Source organism: Lachnoclostridium sp. An181, from assembly GCF_002160325.1.
Classification (GTDB): Bacteria; Bacillota; Clostridia; order Lachnospirales; family Lachnospiraceae; genus An181.
The window spans coordinates 53,344-72,341 of the sequence record NZ_NFKJ01000009.1 but is presented as its reverse complement, the minus strand read 5'-3'; the positions used below and the strand labels follow the sequence as shown (position 1 = coordinate 72,341).

Annotated in this window: 14 protein-coding genes; 13 read left to right on the top strand and 1 reads right to left on the bottom strand. The window is 45.3% G+C overall.

Annotation, left to right across the window (positions count from 1 at the left end; all coding sequences use genetic code 11):
- Nucleotides 1-213 precede the first annotated feature (213 nt).
- From dltA to B5F18_RS07320, 5 genes are all read left to right on the top strand, one after another.
- A complete protein-coding gene (gene dltA, locus B5F18_RS07340) occupies nucleotides 214-1,719 on the top strand; it encodes a D-alanine--poly(phosphoribitol) ligase subunit DltA (protein WP_087157070.1) in 1,506 nt (501 codons plus the stop codon).
- Complete coding sequence (gene dltB / locus B5F18_RS07335) at nucleotides 1,716-2,867, top strand: D-alanyl-lipoteichoic acid biosynthesis protein DltB (RefSeq protein WP_087157030.1); 1,152 nt, start codon at nucleotides 1,716-1,718, stop codon at nucleotides 2,865-2,867. The genes dltA and dltB overlap by 4 nt, the downstream gene beginning before the upstream one ends.
- A gap of 18 nt (nucleotides 2,868-2,885) precedes the next feature.
- Nucleotides 2,886-3,119 (top strand): D-alanine--poly(phosphoribitol) ligase subunit DltC, encoded by a 234-nt coding sequence (dltC, locus tag B5F18_RS07330; RefSeq protein WP_087157029.1) that lies wholly within the window; start codon nucleotides 2,886-2,888, stop codon nucleotides 3,117-3,119.
- Between the two features lie 3 nt (nucleotides 3,120-3,122).
- Complete coding sequence (dltD, locus tag B5F18_RS07325; RefSeq protein WP_087157028.1) at nucleotides 3,123-4,295, top strand: D-alanyl-lipoteichoic acid biosynthesis protein DltD; 1,173 nt, start codon at nucleotides 3,123-3,125, stop codon at nucleotides 4,293-4,295.
- Nucleotides 4,296-4,511: 216 nt separating this feature from the next.
- A complete protein-coding gene (locus B5F18_RS07320) occupies nucleotides 4,512-6,182 on the top strand; it encodes a DUF6020 family protein (RefSeq protein WP_087157027.1) in 1,671 nt (556 codons plus the stop codon).
- On the opposite strand, the gene B5F18_RS07315 is transcribed toward B5F18_RS07320, so the two are convergent.
- On the bottom strand, nucleotides 6,179-7,027 hold the full coding sequence (locus B5F18_RS07315) for a YitT family protein (protein WP_087157026.1): 849 nt from the start codon (nucleotides 7,025-7,027) through the stop codon (nucleotides 6,179-6,181). The genes B5F18_RS07320 and B5F18_RS07315 overlap by 4 nt on opposite strands.
- Nucleotides 7,028-7,206: 179 nt before the next feature.
- On the opposite strand from B5F18_RS07315, the gene B5F18_RS07310 reads away from it, so the two are divergent.
- The 8 genes from B5F18_RS07310 to B5F18_RS07275 all read left to right on the top strand — a co-directional run bounded on the left by B5F18_RS07310 (nucleotide 7,207) and on the right by B5F18_RS07275 (nucleotide 18,969).
- Nucleotides 7,207-8,556, top strand: a complete 1,350-nt coding sequence (locus tag B5F18_RS07310) for an MATE family efflux transporter (protein ID WP_087157025.1) — start codon at nucleotides 7,207-7,209, stop codon at nucleotides 8,554-8,556.
- 79 nt (nucleotides 8,557-8,635) lie between these two features.
- A complete protein-coding gene (eno, locus tag B5F18_RS07305; protein ID WP_087157024.1) occupies nucleotides 8,636-9,952 on the top strand; it encodes a phosphopyruvate hydratase in 1,317 nt (438 codons plus the stop codon).
- Between the two features lie 72 nt (nucleotides 9,953-10,024).
- Nucleotides 10,025-10,267 (top strand): preprotein translocase subunit SecG, encoded by a 243-nt coding sequence (gene secG, locus B5F18_RS07300; RefSeq protein ID WP_087157069.1) that lies wholly within the window; start codon nucleotides 10,025-10,027, stop codon nucleotides 10,265-10,267.
- Between the two features lie 106 nt (nucleotides 10,268-10,373).
- The gene (gene rnr, locus B5F18_RS07295) at nucleotides 10,374-12,518 is read left to right on the top strand and encodes a ribonuclease R (protein WP_087157023.1); all 2,145 of its coding nucleotides are present in this window, start codon (nucleotides 10,374-10,376) and stop codon (nucleotides 12,516-12,518) included.
- Nucleotides 12,505-12,978 (top strand): SsrA-binding protein SmpB, encoded by a 474-nt coding sequence (smpB, locus tag B5F18_RS07290; protein ID WP_087157022.1) that lies wholly within the window; start codon nucleotides 12,505-12,507, stop codon nucleotides 12,976-12,978. The genes rnr and smpB overlap by 14 nt, the downstream gene beginning before the upstream one ends.
- Nucleotides 12,979-12,994: 16 nt before the next feature.
- Nucleotides 12,995-13,228, top strand: coding sequence for a hypothetical protein (locus tag B5F18_RS07285; RefSeq protein WP_087157021.1), 234 nt, complete (start codon nucleotides 12,995-12,997; stop codon nucleotides 13,226-13,228).
- 166 nt (nucleotides 13,229-13,394) lie between these two features.
- Nucleotides 13,395-18,371 (top strand): NPCBM/NEW2 domain-containing protein, encoded by a 4,977-nt coding sequence (locus B5F18_RS07280; protein ID WP_087157020.1) that lies wholly within the window; start codon nucleotides 13,395-13,397, stop codon nucleotides 18,369-18,371.
- A 232-nt stretch (nucleotides 18,372-18,603) separates the two neighbouring features.
- Nucleotides 18,604-18,969: a winged helix-turn-helix transcriptional regulator gene (locus B5F18_RS07275; protein ID WP_087157019.1), complete on the top strand. Its 366-nt coding sequence runs from the start codon at nucleotides 18,604-18,606 to the stop codon at nucleotides 18,967-18,969.
- The last annotated feature ends 29 nt before the right edge of the window (nucleotides 18,970-18,998 follow it).

The following is an 18,998-nucleotide window of genomic DNA, read 5'->3' as shown; positions in this document are numbered from 1 at the left end:
AAAGACACAGCCGTAAAATAAGGAGGGCTCCCAAAGTCATGAGATGGCTTGAGGGGCCTTCTTTATTTTGGCCTCAAAAGGAATTTCTGAAAGTTTTGTTTTGGAAAAATGAAAGGCATTCTGAAGAATTTTTAAGAATCTATGAAGATGCTTGTCTGTCAGGAAGAATCTGGATATACTGTGGGCAAATCGAAAGACGAGGTGAAGACAAACATGAACATCTTAGAATGCATCAAGGAGTATGCCCGCACAAGACCGGATATGACTGCTGTTTCTTCGGGCGGGCATACGTTGACATATGGGCAACTGGAACGCGATTCCGACAGACTTGCATGGTATCTGGACGAGGTCTGCGGTGAAAATAAAGAGCCGATCGCAGTGTATGGACACAAAAAGCCGGAAATGCTCGTTGCCTTTTTAGCTTGTGTCAAGTCAGGAAGGGCTTACTGCCCGATAGATATTTCTGTTCCACAGTCCAGAATCGGGTCGATCTTAAATATGCTGGACTCAAACGTAGTGCTTGCATCAGAAGAGCTGCAGGTGGACGTGGGAGACAAGAAACTGATTTTTCCGGAAAAAGAAATTCCAAAAGCAGACAAAAGGGAACTGAATCCCGTATCCGGGGAAGATGTCTTTTATATTATCTTTACATCCGGCAGCACGGGAGAGCCAAAAGGAGTGCAGATTACGGAAAACGGTCTTTCCCATTTTCTGGACTGGTCTGTATCCCTTGGAAATAAACGGGAAGATAAAGACGGAAAAGTATTTTTAAATCAGGCTCCGTTTTCTTTTGATCTGTCAGTCATGGATTTGTATACCTGTCTTGCAAGCGGCGGTACGCTTTACTGCCTGGATAAACGGACGCAGGCAGATTATGGGGCGTTAAAGAGTGAGCTGGAAAAAAGCGGCGTCCACATATGGGTGTCCACTCCGTCTTTCGCAGAGGTGTGTCTGTCGGAACCATCTTTTGACGGGCAAAATCTTTCCGATCTTGAAGTGTTTCTATTCTGTGGAGAAACATTGACAAACCGCACAGCAAAAAGACTTTCGGAGAGGTTTCCAAAGGCTGTCATTATGAATACATACGGGCCGACAGAGTCAACAGTTGCAGTCACAGAGGTTGAAGTGACAGAAGAACTTTGTCAGACAGTATCTCCATTGCCGGTTGGAAAGGCAAAGCCGGGGACGAGAATTGAAATCCGAGACAAAGAGGGAAACCTTTGCAAGGATGGAGAAAGAGGAGAGATCGTCATCATCGGCGATTCAGTAAGCTTGGGATATTACAGAAGAAAAGAGCTATCAGAAAAGGTTTTCTTTTTGACAAACCAAGACGGCATACGAGGATATCACACCGGTGATAAAGGATATATGGAGGACGGCATGCTGTTCTACTGCGGCCGCATGGATCTCCAGATCAAACTGCACGGGTACAGGATGGAAATCGAGGACATTGAAAACAATATTTTAAAACTGGACGATATCAAACATGCCGTGGTAACTGCAAATGAGAGGGAGGGAAAGGTAAAAAGCCTGACTGCCCATGTGGTCGCAAAAAAGAGAACAGAGGATGAAAGAGCGTATACAAAAGACCTTAAAGAGCGTTTAGGAAAATTTCTTCCGGAATACATGATTCCGAAAAAATTTCTTTTTCTTGACAGTATCCCGATGACAGCGAACGGGAAAGCGGACAGAAAAGCGCTGGGAAGGAGTGGACGGTGAGTTTTTACGACGGATTTCCATTTTTTCTCTGTCTGATCATGATCCTTTTGCCGGCTGTGATTCTGGGAATCATGGAAAAACCGCTGCGGTATTATCAGCTTTGCGCATCTATTCTTGTGATAGGGCTTGTGCTGCACAAAAATCCGGCGGAGTTTCTAAACCTGATCCTGTTTTATGTATTGTCGGTTATAGTGGTAAAAGGCTATCTGGCGATCCGCCGCAAGTACGGAAGAGTGGAAATCCTTTATTATCTGGCCGTTTTGCTAGGCCTGCTGCCATTGATCTTGTGCAAAGTTGCCCCATTGTTCCGCGTAAGCTGGTTTGGATTCCTGGGTATCTCTTATCTGACATTTCGAAGCGTCCAGGTCATCATAGAGATTTACGATGGAGTGATCCGGGAAGTGCCGCTTGTGGAATTTACAGCGTTTCTGCTGTTTTTCCCGTCGTTTTCGTCCGGGCCTATAGACAGGAGCAGGAGATTCCATGAAGACTGGAGTAAGGTGCTGGAGAGAAAAGAGTACTTGACGCTCCTTGGGGACGGTGTTTTTAAGATTCTCCTGGGGATGGTGTATAAAATTGTCATTGCGGCAACCGTATACCGGTGGATGGCGTTTCTGGGATCGGGAAATGTATGGTACTTAAACCTTGGATATGCGTACACATACGGAATTTATCTGTTTTTTGATTTTGCAGGGTATTCTCTGATGGCAGCCGGCACTGCCTATATCCTCGGTGTAAGACTGCCGGATAATTTCAAAGCCCCATTTGTGAGCAAAGATCTAAAAGAGTTTTGGGACAGATGGCATATCACATTGTCGCACTGGTTCAGGGACTTTATTTTCACACGTTTTATCATGAAATGTGTGAAAAAGAAATGGTTTCATACACGTCTGCAAAGAGCCAGTGTAGGTTTTATCATCAATATGGGGATCATGGGGGTATGGCACGGGCTCACTCCTTCCTATATTGTATACGGACTGTATCATGGTGTGATTTTAGCGTTGACAGAAATATATCAGAAGAAATCAAAGTTTTATAAAAAGAATAAAAAGAAAAAATGGTATCAGGCTGCGTCCTGGTTTGTGACTATGCAGATTGTATTTTTTGGATTTTTTATTTTTTCAGGACGATTTTTTGAAGTGATATAACACAGGAGGTTAAATAACATGAGAGAAGAGATTTTAGAATTACTGGCAGAGATTTGTGATGATGATCTAGTAATGGAAGATGAGAACACAGAACTTTTAGAATCCGGGCTTTTGGATTCCCTGGCATTTGCAGAGCTTTTGGCAGAGCTGGAGGAGAGGTTTGGCATTGTGATCGCGCCTTCAGAGATTGAAAGAAGCGATGTGGATACTCCTGCAAAGGTAATAGCGCTGGTTGAAACAAGGAGGGCGTAAGGTATGAAAAAAGCAGCAGCGTTTCTCCTGGCGGCAGCTCTGTTTTTTGGAACAATTGCAGGATGCCATGTCTATATGGGGAGGAAGGCTGCGCTGCAAAATCCGGAAGTTGCCACATGGGTAAATGAGGAAAAATACAAATCCCATGCAGGGATTGCACAGAATCTTGATAAAGATGTGATTCCTGTGTTTGGCTCCTCGGAGTTTGACCATCTAAAAGGGACCGCTTACCACCCGACACAGATGTTCTCCAAAACCACTTTTCATCCCATGCTTATCGGCACGGGATATTACCAGTGCCTTGGACATGCAATCACACTTGCATCCATCGGGGAATCTATGACGAACAAAAAAGCAGTGCTCATTTTGTCCCCTCAGTGGTTTAAAAAAGAAGGAGTCGTGGACGAGGCATTTGCATCCCGTTTTTCGGAAACCCACTATCTGGCAATGCTGGACAATGAAAAGCTCTCCGATAAGACAAAGGAGTACATACAAAACAGGACAAATAAACTTTTGAAGGTAGATCCCCCAACGCTTGAGAGAGTACAAATGTACGAGCGCATAGATCAGGGGGAGGGCAGTTTCTGGGATAAAGCTTACAAAAAGTTCTGGAATACTTTCCTGGATGAAAAAGAGCGATTTTCCATTGTGGCTGGTATGAAAAGAGCAGGCATAAAAATGGATGGAAAGAAACAGCCAAAAAAAGAGGACCTGGATTTTGAGCAATATAAGGAAAAAGCAGTGGCAGAATGTGAGGCAGAGGAACAAAATCCATTTTATTTTGACAGCAAATATTACCGGAAATTAAAGAAGATACTTCCGGGGAAAAAAGGCAGCAGCAAGCACGCAAGGAATGGATACTCCGTATCGCCGGAATACGATGATCTGAAAAGTTTTCTCGATGTGTGTAAAGATATGGGAATCGAACCTATGCTCGTAATGATGCCTGTAAACGGATATTATTATGACTACACGGAATTTCCAAAGGAGGCCAGACAAAAATATTATCAGAATATCCGGGATATTGCAGAAGAATACGGCGCCAAACTGGCGGATTTTTCCGAAGACGAATATACACCGTACTTTTTCTGTGACCGGGTGCATCTTGGAAAGAAAGGATGGGTAGATGTGAATGAAAGTATTTACAGATTTTATCAGGAAAATAAAAAGGAATAAAATAAGTAATTTTATCCTGTGGGTCTTGACTTTTTATGGACTTATGGTGATACTTTATGTTTATCTGATGTCTGCGAATCTTTCCACAGCACCGCAGTTCGTGTATTCGCAGTTTTAAAACAGCAAAAGAGAAATGTATGGGCAGGCGCCATCTGTTTGGATGGCTCCTGCCTTTGTGGGGATAAAAAGTAAATGGACAATCAGGGAGGTTGAAACATGGGATGGATACGTCTGACGGCAGCACTGTTTTCTGTATTTACCGTCACAGGATACAGTATGGAGGTAACGCACAGTCTGGATATGCTCATAGGAAGTCCGTGGAGGATTTTGGCTGCGGTTTTCGTCTGTGTCGTTCTTTTTGGGATTTATAGTTTTTTGCTCGGGGAAATCTATGATTTTATAGACAATTCCAAGAGATGGGAGAGAAAGCCGCCAAAGGGGAAGATTGGAAGGATTCTGGAAGAACATCCCTTTGGAAGTGCATTTTTTGTTTTGACGATTTTCTGGCTGCCGTACCTGATCGCGTATTACCCGGGAATTTTTATGGGAGATACGGGGGCGCAGATCAGTCAGTTTTTTCAATTGCCAAACGGGACATCGAATTACCTGAATCTGATATCCCAAGATCAGCTGATCAACAACCATCATCCGGTTTTGCATACGGTTTTGATGGGAGGAGCAGTAAAAATCGGAAGGGAAGTTTTTCATTCCGATAATCTGGGGATTTTTTTGTACACATTGGTTCAGTTTTTTTCCACAGCCGCAGTACTCTCCTGTACAATTGCATACCTGAAGAAATTAAAGCTGCCAATCTGGTGTCAGAGTGTTACGATGGGGATTTTTGCGCTGTATCCGATCGTGCCAAGGTATGTGGTGCTTTTGAGCAAAGATACCTTGTTTGCAGACAGCGTGGTGCTTTTTGTGCTTTTTCTTGTGGATGTGGTCAGAAGTGAAGGGGCCATGCTGGAAAAGAAGGGGAAAATGGTGCTCTTTTTTCTTACCGCGTGCCTGATGTGTCTGCTGCGGCAAAACGGTGTGTATGTCCTTTTGTTTTCTCTTCCGATTTTGTTTGTGTTTTGGAAGAAAAAGAAATACTTTTTTCGGTTTGCCTCTGTTTTCATTGGAAGTGCGGCAGTATATTTCCTTATTGTAAATGCGCTCTACCCAGCGCTTTTGATCACGCCGGGCAGCAGAAGAGAGGCATTATCCATTCCGTTTCAGCAGACAGCGCGGTGCGTAAAAGAATATGGGGATGAGATCACAAAGAGAGAAAAAGAAGTCATTGACCAAGTGCTGGATTATGACAAGATAGGAAAGAATTATGATCCGGATCTTTCGGACCCTGTGAAAAATACGTTCCGTGAAGATGCCACTGGGCAGGAAATGAAGGAATATTTTCAAGTATGGGGAGAAATGCTGTTGAAATACCCCAAATGCTATGTGGAGGCATTTTTGGATCAGACATATGGCTATTTTTACATCTGGGATAATGGCACTCAAAGGGGAAAATATTATGAAAAGACGAGTGAACGCTGTATGAGAGAGAGGATTGACGGAAAAGGCTTTTCTTTCCATTCACTGCCAGAATTTAAAGGCGCCAGGGAAGGAATCGAGAAATATTCGGATATGGTGCATTCCTCTAAAGTATTTTCGGTTTTGGAATCACCGGCCCTCTATACATGGATCACGCTTGGAGCGCTTGCCTTTTTGCTCAGGAAGAGAAAGTATGCAGCCGCGTCTTTGTATCTTCCGGCTGTGTGTTTGATCCTTGTAAACTTTCTCTCCCCGGTAAACGGCACCATCTATTTTCGGTATGCGCTTCCGCTGTTGTTCCTTCTGCCCCTCCTGCTTGGAATCGGCACAAGAACAATAGCAGAGGAAACTTAAATGCTGTGAAATCCTTTTCCGATGATCTCGCTTGTATTGGAGATGAGGATAAAGGCCTCCGGCTCTTCTTGTTTGATAAAGTTTCGAAGTTTCACGGCCTGATAGCGCGTCATGGCCGTAAAGATGATGTATTTTTCCTGGCCGGAGAATGCGCCTTTCGCAGAACAGACGGTTGCGCTTTTGTTCAGCGTGTGTGTGATGTAATCGCAGATCGGCTCAGGCTTTGAACAGACAATGTTGAAATATTTGCTAAGGTTCAGGCTCTCGATAAAGTTGTCCACCATAAAGGAGCGGATGGCCAGTCCGAGTACGGAATAGAGTCCGGTCTTGATGTCAAAGATCAAGAAACCTGCCAGCGTGATTCCCACATCAGTGATCATCAAAGACTTTCCGATGTTGACGCTTGTGTACTTTTTAAAAATCATGGCTATGATGTCTGTTCCGCCGCTTGATGAACCGATGTTGAAAAGTATGGCAGAGGCGAACGCAGGGAGTGCGATGGCAAACATCAATTCCAGCATAGGCTGATCTGTCAAAGGACGGCTCATCGGAAAGAGGCGCTCAAGGGCGCTCAACATGACAGATAAAAGAATGCTGCAGTAAGCAGTCTTAAATCCGAATCCCCTGCCAAGCACAAGAAAGCCAATGACAAGAAGGACGATATTCATGACAAAGGTAAAGTCGCTGGCTGACATCAGTCCGGTTTTTGCTATAAGGACTGCAAGGCCGGTGATACCGCCGAACGTAAAATTGTTCGTGAATTTAAAGAAATACGTCCCCACCGCCATCATGGCAATACTCGCCGTCAGGAGAGTGTAGGTTTTTAAAGTGGATTCTTTTTGCATAACTTTTTGTTTCCTTTCAGATTTCATTCCTATATGATTTTACATTCTGTCTATAGAAAAGACAAGAAAATTCGACTTTAAAAGCACTGGAATTTTTGAGAGTATGTTGACGAAAAAGATGCTTGCAGATACAATAAAAAGGCAGTGTAAGACGACAAAGAGGAAGGATAGGAATACAGATGAAAAAAGAATGTGATTTGCTGAATGGCCCCATTGCCGGCTCGCTTGCAAGACTTGCGCTGCCGATCATGGGGACTTCTTTTATTCAGATGGCGTATAACCTGACGGATATGATCTGGATCGGACGGGTGGGCAGTGGTGCAGTTGCGGCAGTGGGCGCTGCGGGTATGTATATTTGGTTTTCCAACGGCCTGATCACGATCCCAAGGATCGGAGGACAGATTAAAACCGCTCATGCGCTTGGTGGCGGGAAGATCGACGAGGCGGCATCCTATGCAAGAAATGCCATCCAGATGGGCGTCTTGTTTGGAATTTTGTTTGCCGCCGCATGCACTATTTTTATTCGGCCGCTGATTGCTTTTTTTAAACTAAATCAGCCGGAAGTGAGAAACGATGCAAAGATATATCTCATGATAACAGGTGGGTGCATCATCTTTAATTTTATGAATCTGGTGCTCACAGGAATTATGACGGCCATGGGAAAGAGTCTTGTGACGTTTAAGGCAACGTTGATCGGTCTTGTTGTGAACATTGTCATGGACCCTGTCCTTATTTTCGGCATGGGACCTTTTCCGAAAATGGGTGTTGCAGGCGCTGCTATTGCCACTGTGCTGGCACAGATTATTGTGTTTCTTGTGTTTTTGAAGATCGTGTGGAAGGAACCGGTCATTTTCCAGAGACTACACTTGTTTCAAAAACCACAGAAAATGTATATGATTATGATTTTGAAAATGGGATTTCCGGTTGCCGTGCAGAGCATGATCTTTTCCATGATCGGAATGGCAACAGCAAGGATCGTGGCTGCATGGGGAGATGCAGCTGTGGCAGTGCAGAAAGTCGGCAGCCAGATTGAGTCCATCGCGTGGATGACAGCGGAAGGATTCGGTTCCGCGGTCAATGCATTTATAGCGCAGAATCATGGAGCCGGAAAAAAGGAGCGGATCAAAAAAGGATACGAGACAGCAATGGCCATCATGGTCGTGTGGGGAATCTTTACCACACTTTTGCTTGTTGTTTTTCCGGAGTCGATCTTCAAAATATTTATCACGGAAAAAGACGTGATCCCAATGGGCGTAAGCTACCTTTGGATCCTTGGAGTTTCAGAATGGTTCAACTGCAATGAACTGACATCTGCAGGCGCGTTTCAGGGACTCGGGAAACCAACTCCGCCTGCGGTTGTGAGCATTGTCTTTACAGCGGCGAGGATCCCGATGGCCCTTCTTTTGTCTTCCACAGCGCTTGGCCTTGACGGAGTATGGTGGAGCCTTTCCATCTCCAGCATCATCAAAGGAATTGTGGTGCCGCTCTGGTTCGTGATTGTTTTGAAAAAATATCTGAATCAAAAATAGAAAATTTTACAAAATTCGTCCCGGTATGGAATGATTTCGCTCTGGTCATACTATCTCCATGAAAAAGGAGGAATTTGACATGTTGAAATATTTGCCGATTACGGATATTTTTGCAAGAGAAATCTTGGACTCCAGGGGAAATCCAACTGTGGAGGTGGAGGTGTTGGCGGCAGATGAGTACGTAGGCCGTGCACAAGTGCCTTCCGGGGCATCCACTGGAAAGTTTGAGGCAGCAGAGCTCAGAGACGGAGGAAAAAGATACAGGGGGCTTGGCGTGGAAAAGGCTGTGGATCATGTGAACAATCAAATCGCGCAGGAGCTTATCGGAACCAATGTGCTGGACCAGTGTACGATTGACCGCATCCTCTTAAGAAGGGACGGCACGGAGAACAAAAGCAATCTTGGTGCAAATGCAATGCTTGGGGTATCTCTTGCCTGTGCAAGGACCGCGGCCAAGGCGCTTGGTCTTCCGCTCTATGCATACCTTGGAGGCGTGGGTGCAAGAAAGATGCCTGTGCCGATGATGAATATTTTAAACGGGGGAAGGCATGCGGACAATGCCATTGATATCCAGGAATTTATGATCATGCCTGTGGGGGCTTGCTGTTTTAAAAAAGGACTTCAGATGTGCACGGAAGTGTATCATACGTTGAAACAGATTTTGAAGGAAAAGGGATACACGACTGCTGTTGGCGACGAAGGCGGATTTGCACCTGAGCTTACTTCGGCAAAAGAGGTGCTCTATTTTATCCGTGAAGCCATCATAAGAGCAGGGTATAAGCCGGGTATGGAGATCGCCATTGCCCTTGACATGGCTGCTTCAGAGCTTTACGACAAGGATTTTGGAAAATATGTCTTTGAAGGAGAGAGCAAAGGACAGGAGAAAAAAGTGGTCCGCTCTTCCGAGGAGATCATCGAATACCTGGAGGAATTAATGGAAGAGTTTCCGATCGTTTCTGTGGAGGACCCTCTGGACGAGGAGGACTGGGAAGGATGGGAACTTCTGACAACAAGGCTTGGCCAGGATCTTCAGCTTGTAGGAGATGATCTGTTTGTCACAAATACAAGAAGGCTTGCGCTTGGAATCCAGAAAAAAGCAGCCAATGCCATTCTTATCAAGGTGAACCAGATCGGGACGCTCACAGAGGCTTTGCAGGCTGTTGAGCTTGCCAAAGTGGCAGGATACCAGGTTGTCATCTCTCACCGTTCCGGGGAGACGGAGGACAGTTTTATCTCCGATCTGGCAGTGGCGTGCAATGCAGGTCAGATCAAAACAGGAGCGCCTTGCAGAGCAGAGAGAACAGCAAAATACAACCGGCTTTTGCGGATCGAAGACCGGCTTTCGGACGGGGCGCAGTACGAGAATCCATTTACCAGATTTGAGATAGCAAAATAGAAAATACACCTTGCAAAAACAGCATGAATGTGGTACCATAAATATGGTTTATACACAGGAGGTGCGATGGGAATGGACATTTTAAAAATCGTGTTGACAATTATTTTCGTGATAGATTGTATTGCATTGACAGCAGTCGTATTGATGCAGGAAGGAAAGTCAGCAGGACTTGGTACAATCAGTGGAGCCGCAGAGACATACTGGGGACAGAATAAGGGACGTTCCATGGAAGGTGCCCTTGTTAAAGGTACAAGAGTTGTGGCAGTTTTATTTTTTGTACTTGCAGCAGTATTGAATTTACATGTATTCGCTTAATAAAAGTATGAATACAGGCTGAGGATGGAACACTCTATTTGGAAAAATAGAGTGTTTTTCTTTTGTCTTACATTCATACGGAATGCGGATAAGAGGATGGAGATATATGGAATCAATATTTGAAAAAAGAAAAAAACTGATCTATGAATTTATGTGCGACGATCTCTACGTGCCGATGAAACTAAAAGAGCTCGCCGTACTTCTTCAAGTGCCAAAGGCTGAAAAGCATGAGTTAAAAGAGATCCTGGATGAACTTGAGAGGGAAGGAAAAATCCATGTGACCCAGAAAGGAAAATACGTCAAAGGAGGAGGCCGGCAGCTCACCGGCGTATACCAGCCTCACGCCAAGGGGTTTGGATTTGTCACCCCGGCGGACGGCGGGGAGGATATTTTTATCTCTGAGGAGGACTCGGGATATGCCTTTTTGGGGGATGAGGTGGAAGTGGTATTGAAACCGGCAAAAGAGGGCAAACGAAGGGAGGGAAAGATTGCAAAAATACTTTCCCACGGACTTACAAAAGTTGTGGGATATTACCAGAAGAGCAAAAGTTTCGGGTTCGTGGTGCCGGACAATGAAAGGATCAGACAGGATATTTTTGTTCCGGCGGAGAAATCAAAAGGCGCAGAGACAGGACAAAAAGTCGTGGTGGAGCTTACGTTTTACGGTGGAGAAGGAAAGAAACCGGAAGGCACTGTTGTGGAAATCTTGGGATATGCAGATGAGCCGGGTACTGACATTTTATCCATTGTCAAAGGGTATGACCTTCCCACGGATTTTCCGGAAAAGGTGAAAAATCAGGCCGAGCGTGTCGGAAAACCGGTCAGCAGCGCGGATATGGCGGGAAGAATGGATTTGCGTGACTGGATGATGGTGACCATTGACGGGGAAGATGCGAAAGATCTGGATGATGCAGTGTCTGTGAGAAAAGAGGGGGATAAGTATATTTTGGGCGTTCACATTGCGGATGTGACCAACTATGTGCAGGAGAACAGCGCCCTGGATCGGGAGGCGCGCAAACGGGGGACCAGTGTCTATCTTGTGGACCGGGTGATCCCTATGCTGCCGAAAGTGCTCTCAAACGGGATCTGCTCTTTGAATGCAGGGGAGGACAGGCTTGCCTTAAGCTGCATTATGACCATTGACGAAAAAGGAAATGTCGTTGACCACAAAATCGCGGAGTCAGTGATCTGTGTGGATAAGAGAATGACATACACAAGCGTAAAGAAGATCCTGGAGGACAAAGACGAAACCGAGAGAGAACGGTACCGGGAATTTGTTCCCATGTTTGAAGAGATGGAAACCCTTGCAAAACTTTTGAGGGAAAAAAGAAGGAAGAGGGGATCCATTGATTTTGATTTTCCGGAGACAAAGGTGATCCTGGATGAAGAGGGACATCCGCAGAGTCTGCAACCATATGACAGAAATACAGCCACAAAACTGATCGAAGATTTTATGCTCATCACAAATGAGACGATCGCGGAACATTTTTTCTGGCAGGAAATCCCGTTCGTGTACCGTACCCATGATGTGCCGGATGAGGACAAGATCAAAAAGCTTGCTGCCTTTATCAATAACTTTGGCCATTCCATGCACATTGCAAACCAGGCGGTAAGGCCAAAGGAGATCCAGAAACTTCTGGCAAAGATCGAGGATACACCACAGGAGGCTTTGATCAGCAGACTGGCTCTTCGTTCTATGAAACAGGCAAAGTATACGGTGGAGAACACCGGACACTTTGGATTGGCGGCAGCCTACTACTGCCATTTTACCTCGCCGATCCGAAGATACCCGGATCTTCAGATCCACAGGATCATTAAGGAGACGCTGAGGGGAAAGATGAACGAAAACCGGCTCTCCCATTATGAAAAGATCCTCCCGGAAGTGTGCACACAGTCCAGTGAAAGGGAGCGGATCGCAGAAGAGGCGGAAAGAGAGACAGTTAAACTGAAAAAAGTGGAGTATATGGAAGAACATGAAGGGGAAGTATTTGAAGGTGTGATTTCAAGCATTACAAAGTGGGGCATGTATGTGGAGCTCCCAAATACAGTGGAAGGACTTGTTCATGTCATGCAGATGCAGGATGACCACTATGAATATATGGAGGACACCTATGAAATGGTCGGTATGCACACAGGAAAGAGCTATAAGCTTGGACAGAAAGTGAAGGTGAAGGTCGCAGGCACGGACCGGTTTTCAAGGACCATTGACTTTAAGCTTGTAAAAGGAGGAGAGACGGATGGCAAAGAGTAAGGTGGACGGCAAATTGATCGCAAACAACAAGAAAGCATATCATGACTATTTTATCCTGGATACCTACGAGGCTGGGATTGCCCTTCACGGGACAGAAGTAAAATCCCTGCGCATGGGCAGATGCAGTATAAAAGAAGCGTTTATCCGAATCGAGAACGGAGAAATGTTTGTCTACGGTATGCACGTCAGCCCGTATGAAAAGGGGAATATTTTCAATAAAGATCCGCTTCGTGTGAAAAAACTTTTGCTGCACAAAAATGAAATCCTCAAAATGTTTGGAAAGATGAAAGAAAAAGGGATCACGGTGGTTCCTTTGAAGGTCTACTTTAAAGGCAGCCTTGTGAAGGTGGAGGTCGGACTTGCAAAAGGAAAAAAACTTTATGACAAGCGCGCGGACATTGCAAAGAAAGACCAGACAAGAGAGGCGCAACGAGAATTCAAAGTGCGCAATTTTGGATAAGGGTGGGAGGAAAAAGATGGTACCAACGACAAAAGAACAGCTACGAAAGATGGTGACAGACACTACAGTGGAGACATATGAAGAGCTTGCGCCGCAGCTTGTGCGCCTGATCGATGAGACAAGACACAACGGGAAGTTAAGTGATGCAGAAAAATGGGACGAGATTTCCCTGCACATGATGGGATATGTAAAATCCTGTACCAATGAAGTGCTGATAGAGGTGCTTGCAGAGATTTTGGGAATTGAATAAAAAATATTGTAATAGAATCGTAAAGGTGAAAATTTGCGATTCTATTTTGTTTTATAATAGAATTTCATAAAAATAAAGTGAAATTTTATACTGTAATTTGATTCCTTTTCTTCTAGAATAAAACCAAATCCTGAAAAAATGCAGAAAAAGCAGAAAGGGGAAAAGTATGATGAAAAAGTGGAAAAAAACCGGAAAAAAGCTGCTTGGGTTTGCCCTGGCAGCGGCGATGGTTTGCCCTGGCATTGAGATACCGGTCAGAGCAGACGAGGAGACTCGTGTAGGAGAAGAGTACCAGTCTGAAAAGAGCGGGCGTACTCAAGTAAATTTTAACAGGGAATGGAAGTTTTACCTAGGTGACGCAGAAGGCGCATCTCTTCCGGAGTTTGATGATTCCGCATGGTCGGATGTGGCGCTGCCGCACAATTTCAGTGTGCCGTACGACATGGAAAGTAGTTTCTATGTAGGCTACGGATGGTACAGAAAATCTTTTGAGGTTCCAAGTGACTGGGAAGACAAGCGGATCAATATTGAATTTGAAGGAGTGTTCCAGATGGCTGAGGTGTATGTGAACGGACAGCCTGTCGGAACCCATGAGGGGGGATACACTGGATTCGAGTACGATATCACGGACTTTGTAAAACCAGGCGCCAATGAGATCGCAGTCCGGGTGAACAATATCTGGCAGCCAGATCTTACGCCAAGGGCAGGAGATCATCAGTTTACCGGAGGGATTTACAGGGATGTCTATTTGAACGTTACAGACGATGTGCACGTGACCTGGTACGGAACTTTTGTGACAACTCCGGATCTTACGAATCCAGGTTTTGATGAGTCGGCAGTGAATGTGCCGGACAATTATCCAAGCGAGGATGAGATTCTTGAAAATATTGAAAACAGGCGCTCCAACGTGAATGTACAGACAGAGGTGGAAAACGATTCGGATACAGCCAAGACCGTGTCCGTAATACAGCAGGTTGTGGATGCGGACAATGTGGTGGTTGCCCGGTTCTCTTCACCGGAGCAGGTGATAGAGCCCGGAGAAATTTATAATTTTGACGATACGAGCAAGACGATTGAGGGAATTCATCTTTGGGATACCGAGGATCCGTACCTTTACGAAGTGCATACAACGGTGTACGCGGACGGAGAAGTTGCGGATACATACGAGTCACCTCTTGGATTTCGGTGGGCCCAGTACAAAAATGACGGATTTTACTTAAATGGAGAAAAGGTGCTGCTCGACGGAGCGAATGCGCACCAAGACCACGGCGGATGGGCAGATGCTGTCACGAACCAGGGATTCTACCGGGATGTAGCAATGTTAAAAGAAGCAGGGATGAATTTTATCCGCGGCTCCCATTATCCGCATGACCCATCCTATGCAAAAGCATGTGATGAACTTGGCATGCTGTTCTGGTCTGAGAGTGTGTTCTGGGGCATGGGCGGATGTGCAGGAAAGGATGAGCCGGCCACGCTTTCGGCAAGCGATTGGTTTAAAGACGCCTACCCACAAAATCCTGCGGATGAGGAGGCATTTGAAAACAGCTGTAAGCAGGCGCTTACGGATATGATCCGGGTGAACCGAAACCACCCTTCTGTCATTAACTGGAGCATGGGAAATGAAGTCTTCTTTACAGATTCCGATACCCAGCAAAAAGCAAAGGATCTGGTCAATGAGCTTAGAAATCTTTCTCATCTTCTGGACCCGACAAGAAAAGCAGGCATGGGCGGCGTGCAAAGAGAAGGATATGACAGCCTTGAAATCTGTGATATTGCAGGGTACAACGGGGACGGAGGAAAATTTGAGAATCTGACCATGCCAAACATTGTGGCTGAATACGGCTCCAAAGCAGCAAACCGTCCGGGAGAATATCGGCCATTTTATGATCAGATTGCCAAACCTGGAACAATAGATGAATATCAGCTGCAAAAAAACAGCGCCGGATTGGCGCTTTGGTGTGCATTCCATCACGGTACGATCGGAGGAAACGGACTTGCCACCATGGGAGTTGTGGATTATTACCGTCTTCCTTTGAATAGCTGGTATTGGTACAGAGAACACAATACAGGAGTGGCTCCGGAACAGTCTGTGGACGGCACTGCAGTGAAAATGGAACTTCGTGCATCCCAGGAAACGCTGGGAAATAATGGTACGGATGACGCACAGATCATCGTTACCATGAAGGATAAGAACGATCAGTGGGTCAATCAGACGCAGGAAGTCACACTGGAAGTTGTATCCGGGCCGGGCGTATTTCCTGGCGGAAAGGAGTACACTTTTATCCCGAATAAAACAATCCGGGATGGAAAAGCAGCTATTGAATTCCGCTCCTATTATTCCGGGGAAACCATCATAAGAGCTACTTCAAAAGGTCTTCCGGATGCGGAGATTCGGTTGACGACTGTCAACACAGACGGCGTAGAAGAAGGGGAGGAGCCGGATGGATTTTACACGGTAAAGAAAGAGGACAACACAGAAAAAATAGAAGATCCAAAACTTTACGGTACGGCAAATGTGGCAAGCGGACGTCCGGCATTTCCAAGCAGCAATGACGAAGACAGAACACTGGCAGTGGACGGCGACATGGCGACATCATGGGTTGCAGGCGTGTCAGGAAACGGAGAGTACTGGATGAGCGACCTTGAGTTTGCCCAGTATGTATACAAGATCAAACTGGGATTTTCAAAAGAACCGTATCCATATAAGATCGAGGTGGCCATGGACAAAGATACAGGTCCGTGGACAACTGTGGCAGAGTACACAAAAGAGACGATAAAGGACAGACCTTACGAGGAATCCATTGACGGAAATGAGGCAAGATACGTGAAGATCACATTCACAGATGTCCCTAAGGATGAGAAGGCATTTTTGTCGGAATGCGAGGTATACGGAACCACCTCCTCCCAGTCCCCGCAGTATATGGCAGAGAGCACGTATCTGTCAGATATGGAATGGGAGTCGGCAACTACGTTTTGGGGAGAAAAAGGCGTGGATGTCTCCTGTCAGGGAAATCCGATCCGTGTAGGCGGAGAAACATATGAAAAAGGCCTTGGTTTCCATGCTGACAGTGAAATCGTCTATAACCTGGATGGAAAATATTCCAGATTTTATGCAGTGGCAGGAATCGATGATGAAGTCGGCGGAAATATCGGGGATGCGATCTTCCAGGTGTTTGCGGATGAAAAGCTGATTTATGAGAAAAATCTGGTCACCGGACAAAGTGATGTGGTTGATGTAAGTGTCAGCGGTGTGGAGAAACTGAAACTTGTGACAAAACAAAACGGCAGTGATTCCAATGACCATACAGACTGGGCGGATGCGCAGGTACTTGGTGCGATACGGGATATTTCAAAAGAAGGCAGCGGATATAAAGCGGACATGACGGGCAATACAATGGAGATGCAGGCAAAAGAGACATTCCAGGTAAGGATCGGACTTAGCAATCAGGAGAGCGAAGAGAATGGATTTACAGCAGCGATCAGTCTGTACGATGCGGATGGCAGTCTTTTGGACATGGAAATGACAAAGGATTACCTGGATAAGGGAGAAAAAGCAGGGGTATTTCTGAAAATGGAACTGCCGAATCATATCCAGGGATACAGGATGCATGTCAATGTATGGAAGACAGATACGCTGGAACTGATCGCGAAGACAACCTATGTGAGCAACCAGGCGGACAGATCTGATGCAGAAGAGGAAGAAGAGACGTTTGAATGGATAAAAACAGACGGCGAACAGATGGAGAAAGTAGGAAATTGGAAGATGTGGCCAAGCGCGGATGCTTATGAGGGCACGGAGACTTACACCGGAGATACAGACACTCCGCTTGTGGAGGGCGCATCCATTTCCTATACATTCACCGGATCAAAGGTGAGAGTTGGCGCAAAAGTGGACCAAAGTCAGGTTGGAGCAGAAGTCTATATTGACGGAGAAAAAGCAGGGGAAATCGACAATCACTCTGAAGAAGTGGTCAATGAGTACAGACAAGTGTTTGAAAGCCGGGAACTGTCAGAAGGAGAACATACAATCAAGCTTGTACCAACAGGAAAATTTGGTATTGATTACATTGAATACGGAGTAAAAAAAGAGACAGAAGGATCAAAGCCAGATGATGATAAGAAGAATCTAAAGAAGGAACTGCAGGCATTTGTGGACTTTGTGGAAACCGATACAGCATCCATCTACACGGAAGAATCCAGAAAGGAAACAGCGGATGCGGCATGGCAGGCGTACTATATATTGATCAATGAAACGGCATCCAAAGAAGAAATCAATGGGGCAGCTTTGATTTTGAAAGAAAAGATGGAGGCTTTGCAGCAAAAAGAAGAACAAAAGGAACTGTCCACAGAAGTACTTGAATATGCATATGAGCTGTCAAAAACAGCGGATACGAAAGGCGTAGTTCCAAAAGTACTGGAACATTTTGATAAAGCCAAGGAAAACGCAAAAGCCATTTTGGACAAAGTCAAAGCAGGAGATCCATCCATTACGCAGGAGATGATCGATGAAAGCTGGCAGGAACTGATAAAAGCAATGCAGTATTTATATTTCAAACAAGGGGACAAAGAAGATCTTGGCAAAGTCATTGCCATGGCAGAAGGGCTTGACCTGGAACAATATGTAAACTCTGGCAAAGATAGATTTGAACAGGCACTTTTAGATGCACAGAATGTGTACAAAGATGAAAATGCCATGCAGGAGGAAGTGGATACAGCGTGGAGAATGCTTTTGGAGGCAATGAGCAATCTGCGCCTGAAACCGGACAAATCCTTACTGGAACGTCTTGTAAAAGAATGTGAACCTTACAGGCAGTTTCTTGGGGAAACACTGGCAAAAGCAGTGAGTGTCCTGGAAGATGAGGAGGCCACAAAAGGAGAAGTTGTGCAAGCGTCAGAAGAACTGGCGGCTGCTTTGGAAAAAGTAAAAGCATCCGGAGGAATAAAGAGCACAAATGCACAGAGTGGGCAGAACATAAAACAAAGCGAGAGCACAACAGCAAAAGCCATGACAAGTACAGAACAAAAAAGTGCGAAAACAGGAGATGACGGGGGCAAAGTTATGGCGTTTCTTACCGTTTCCGCATTAGCGCTTTTGGCGGCAGCCCCTGTATGCAGGAGGAAAAACAGAATACGAAGATCATAAGCTTATGATAATCTGAAAATCAATCAATTTACCACGGTTGAAATAGACTGGATATGACAGAGGTTAAAAGGGAGACAGCGGCAGATAGATTAACGCCTATCTGCCGCAATTTTTGCAATACATTTACGTATTCTTTTCTACCAGTGAATAGTAGGCTGTTTTTGCTGATAAAGTTTCCGTAAATCATCCCAAGTATGTTAATATAATACTGACGAAAAAAGGGGGATGCCAAATGAAAGTAAGAGAAGAATTTACATGCCCGTTAGAGTTGGTACATGATATGATAAAAGGAAAATGGAAACCGATCATTGTGTGGAGGCTGCGCCTTGGCCCCACTTCCTTATCAAAACTGGAAAAGGATATCGATGGAATTACCCAGAAGATGCTCTTAGAGCATTTAAAAGAGCTGCAGGAATATCGGTTTGTAGAGAAAAAAGTGTTTGAGGGATATCCCCTGCGCGTGGAGTACTCTCTGACAAAGGAGTACGGGGAGCCGCTTTTGGAGGCGCTTGGGATCATGCAGCGCATTGGGATTGCCTATCTCAAGGAGCAGGGAAAAGAACAGATGCTCATAGACAGAGGAATCATCAGTCCCTGATACTTACAAAAAAGTGGGTAATTTACGTG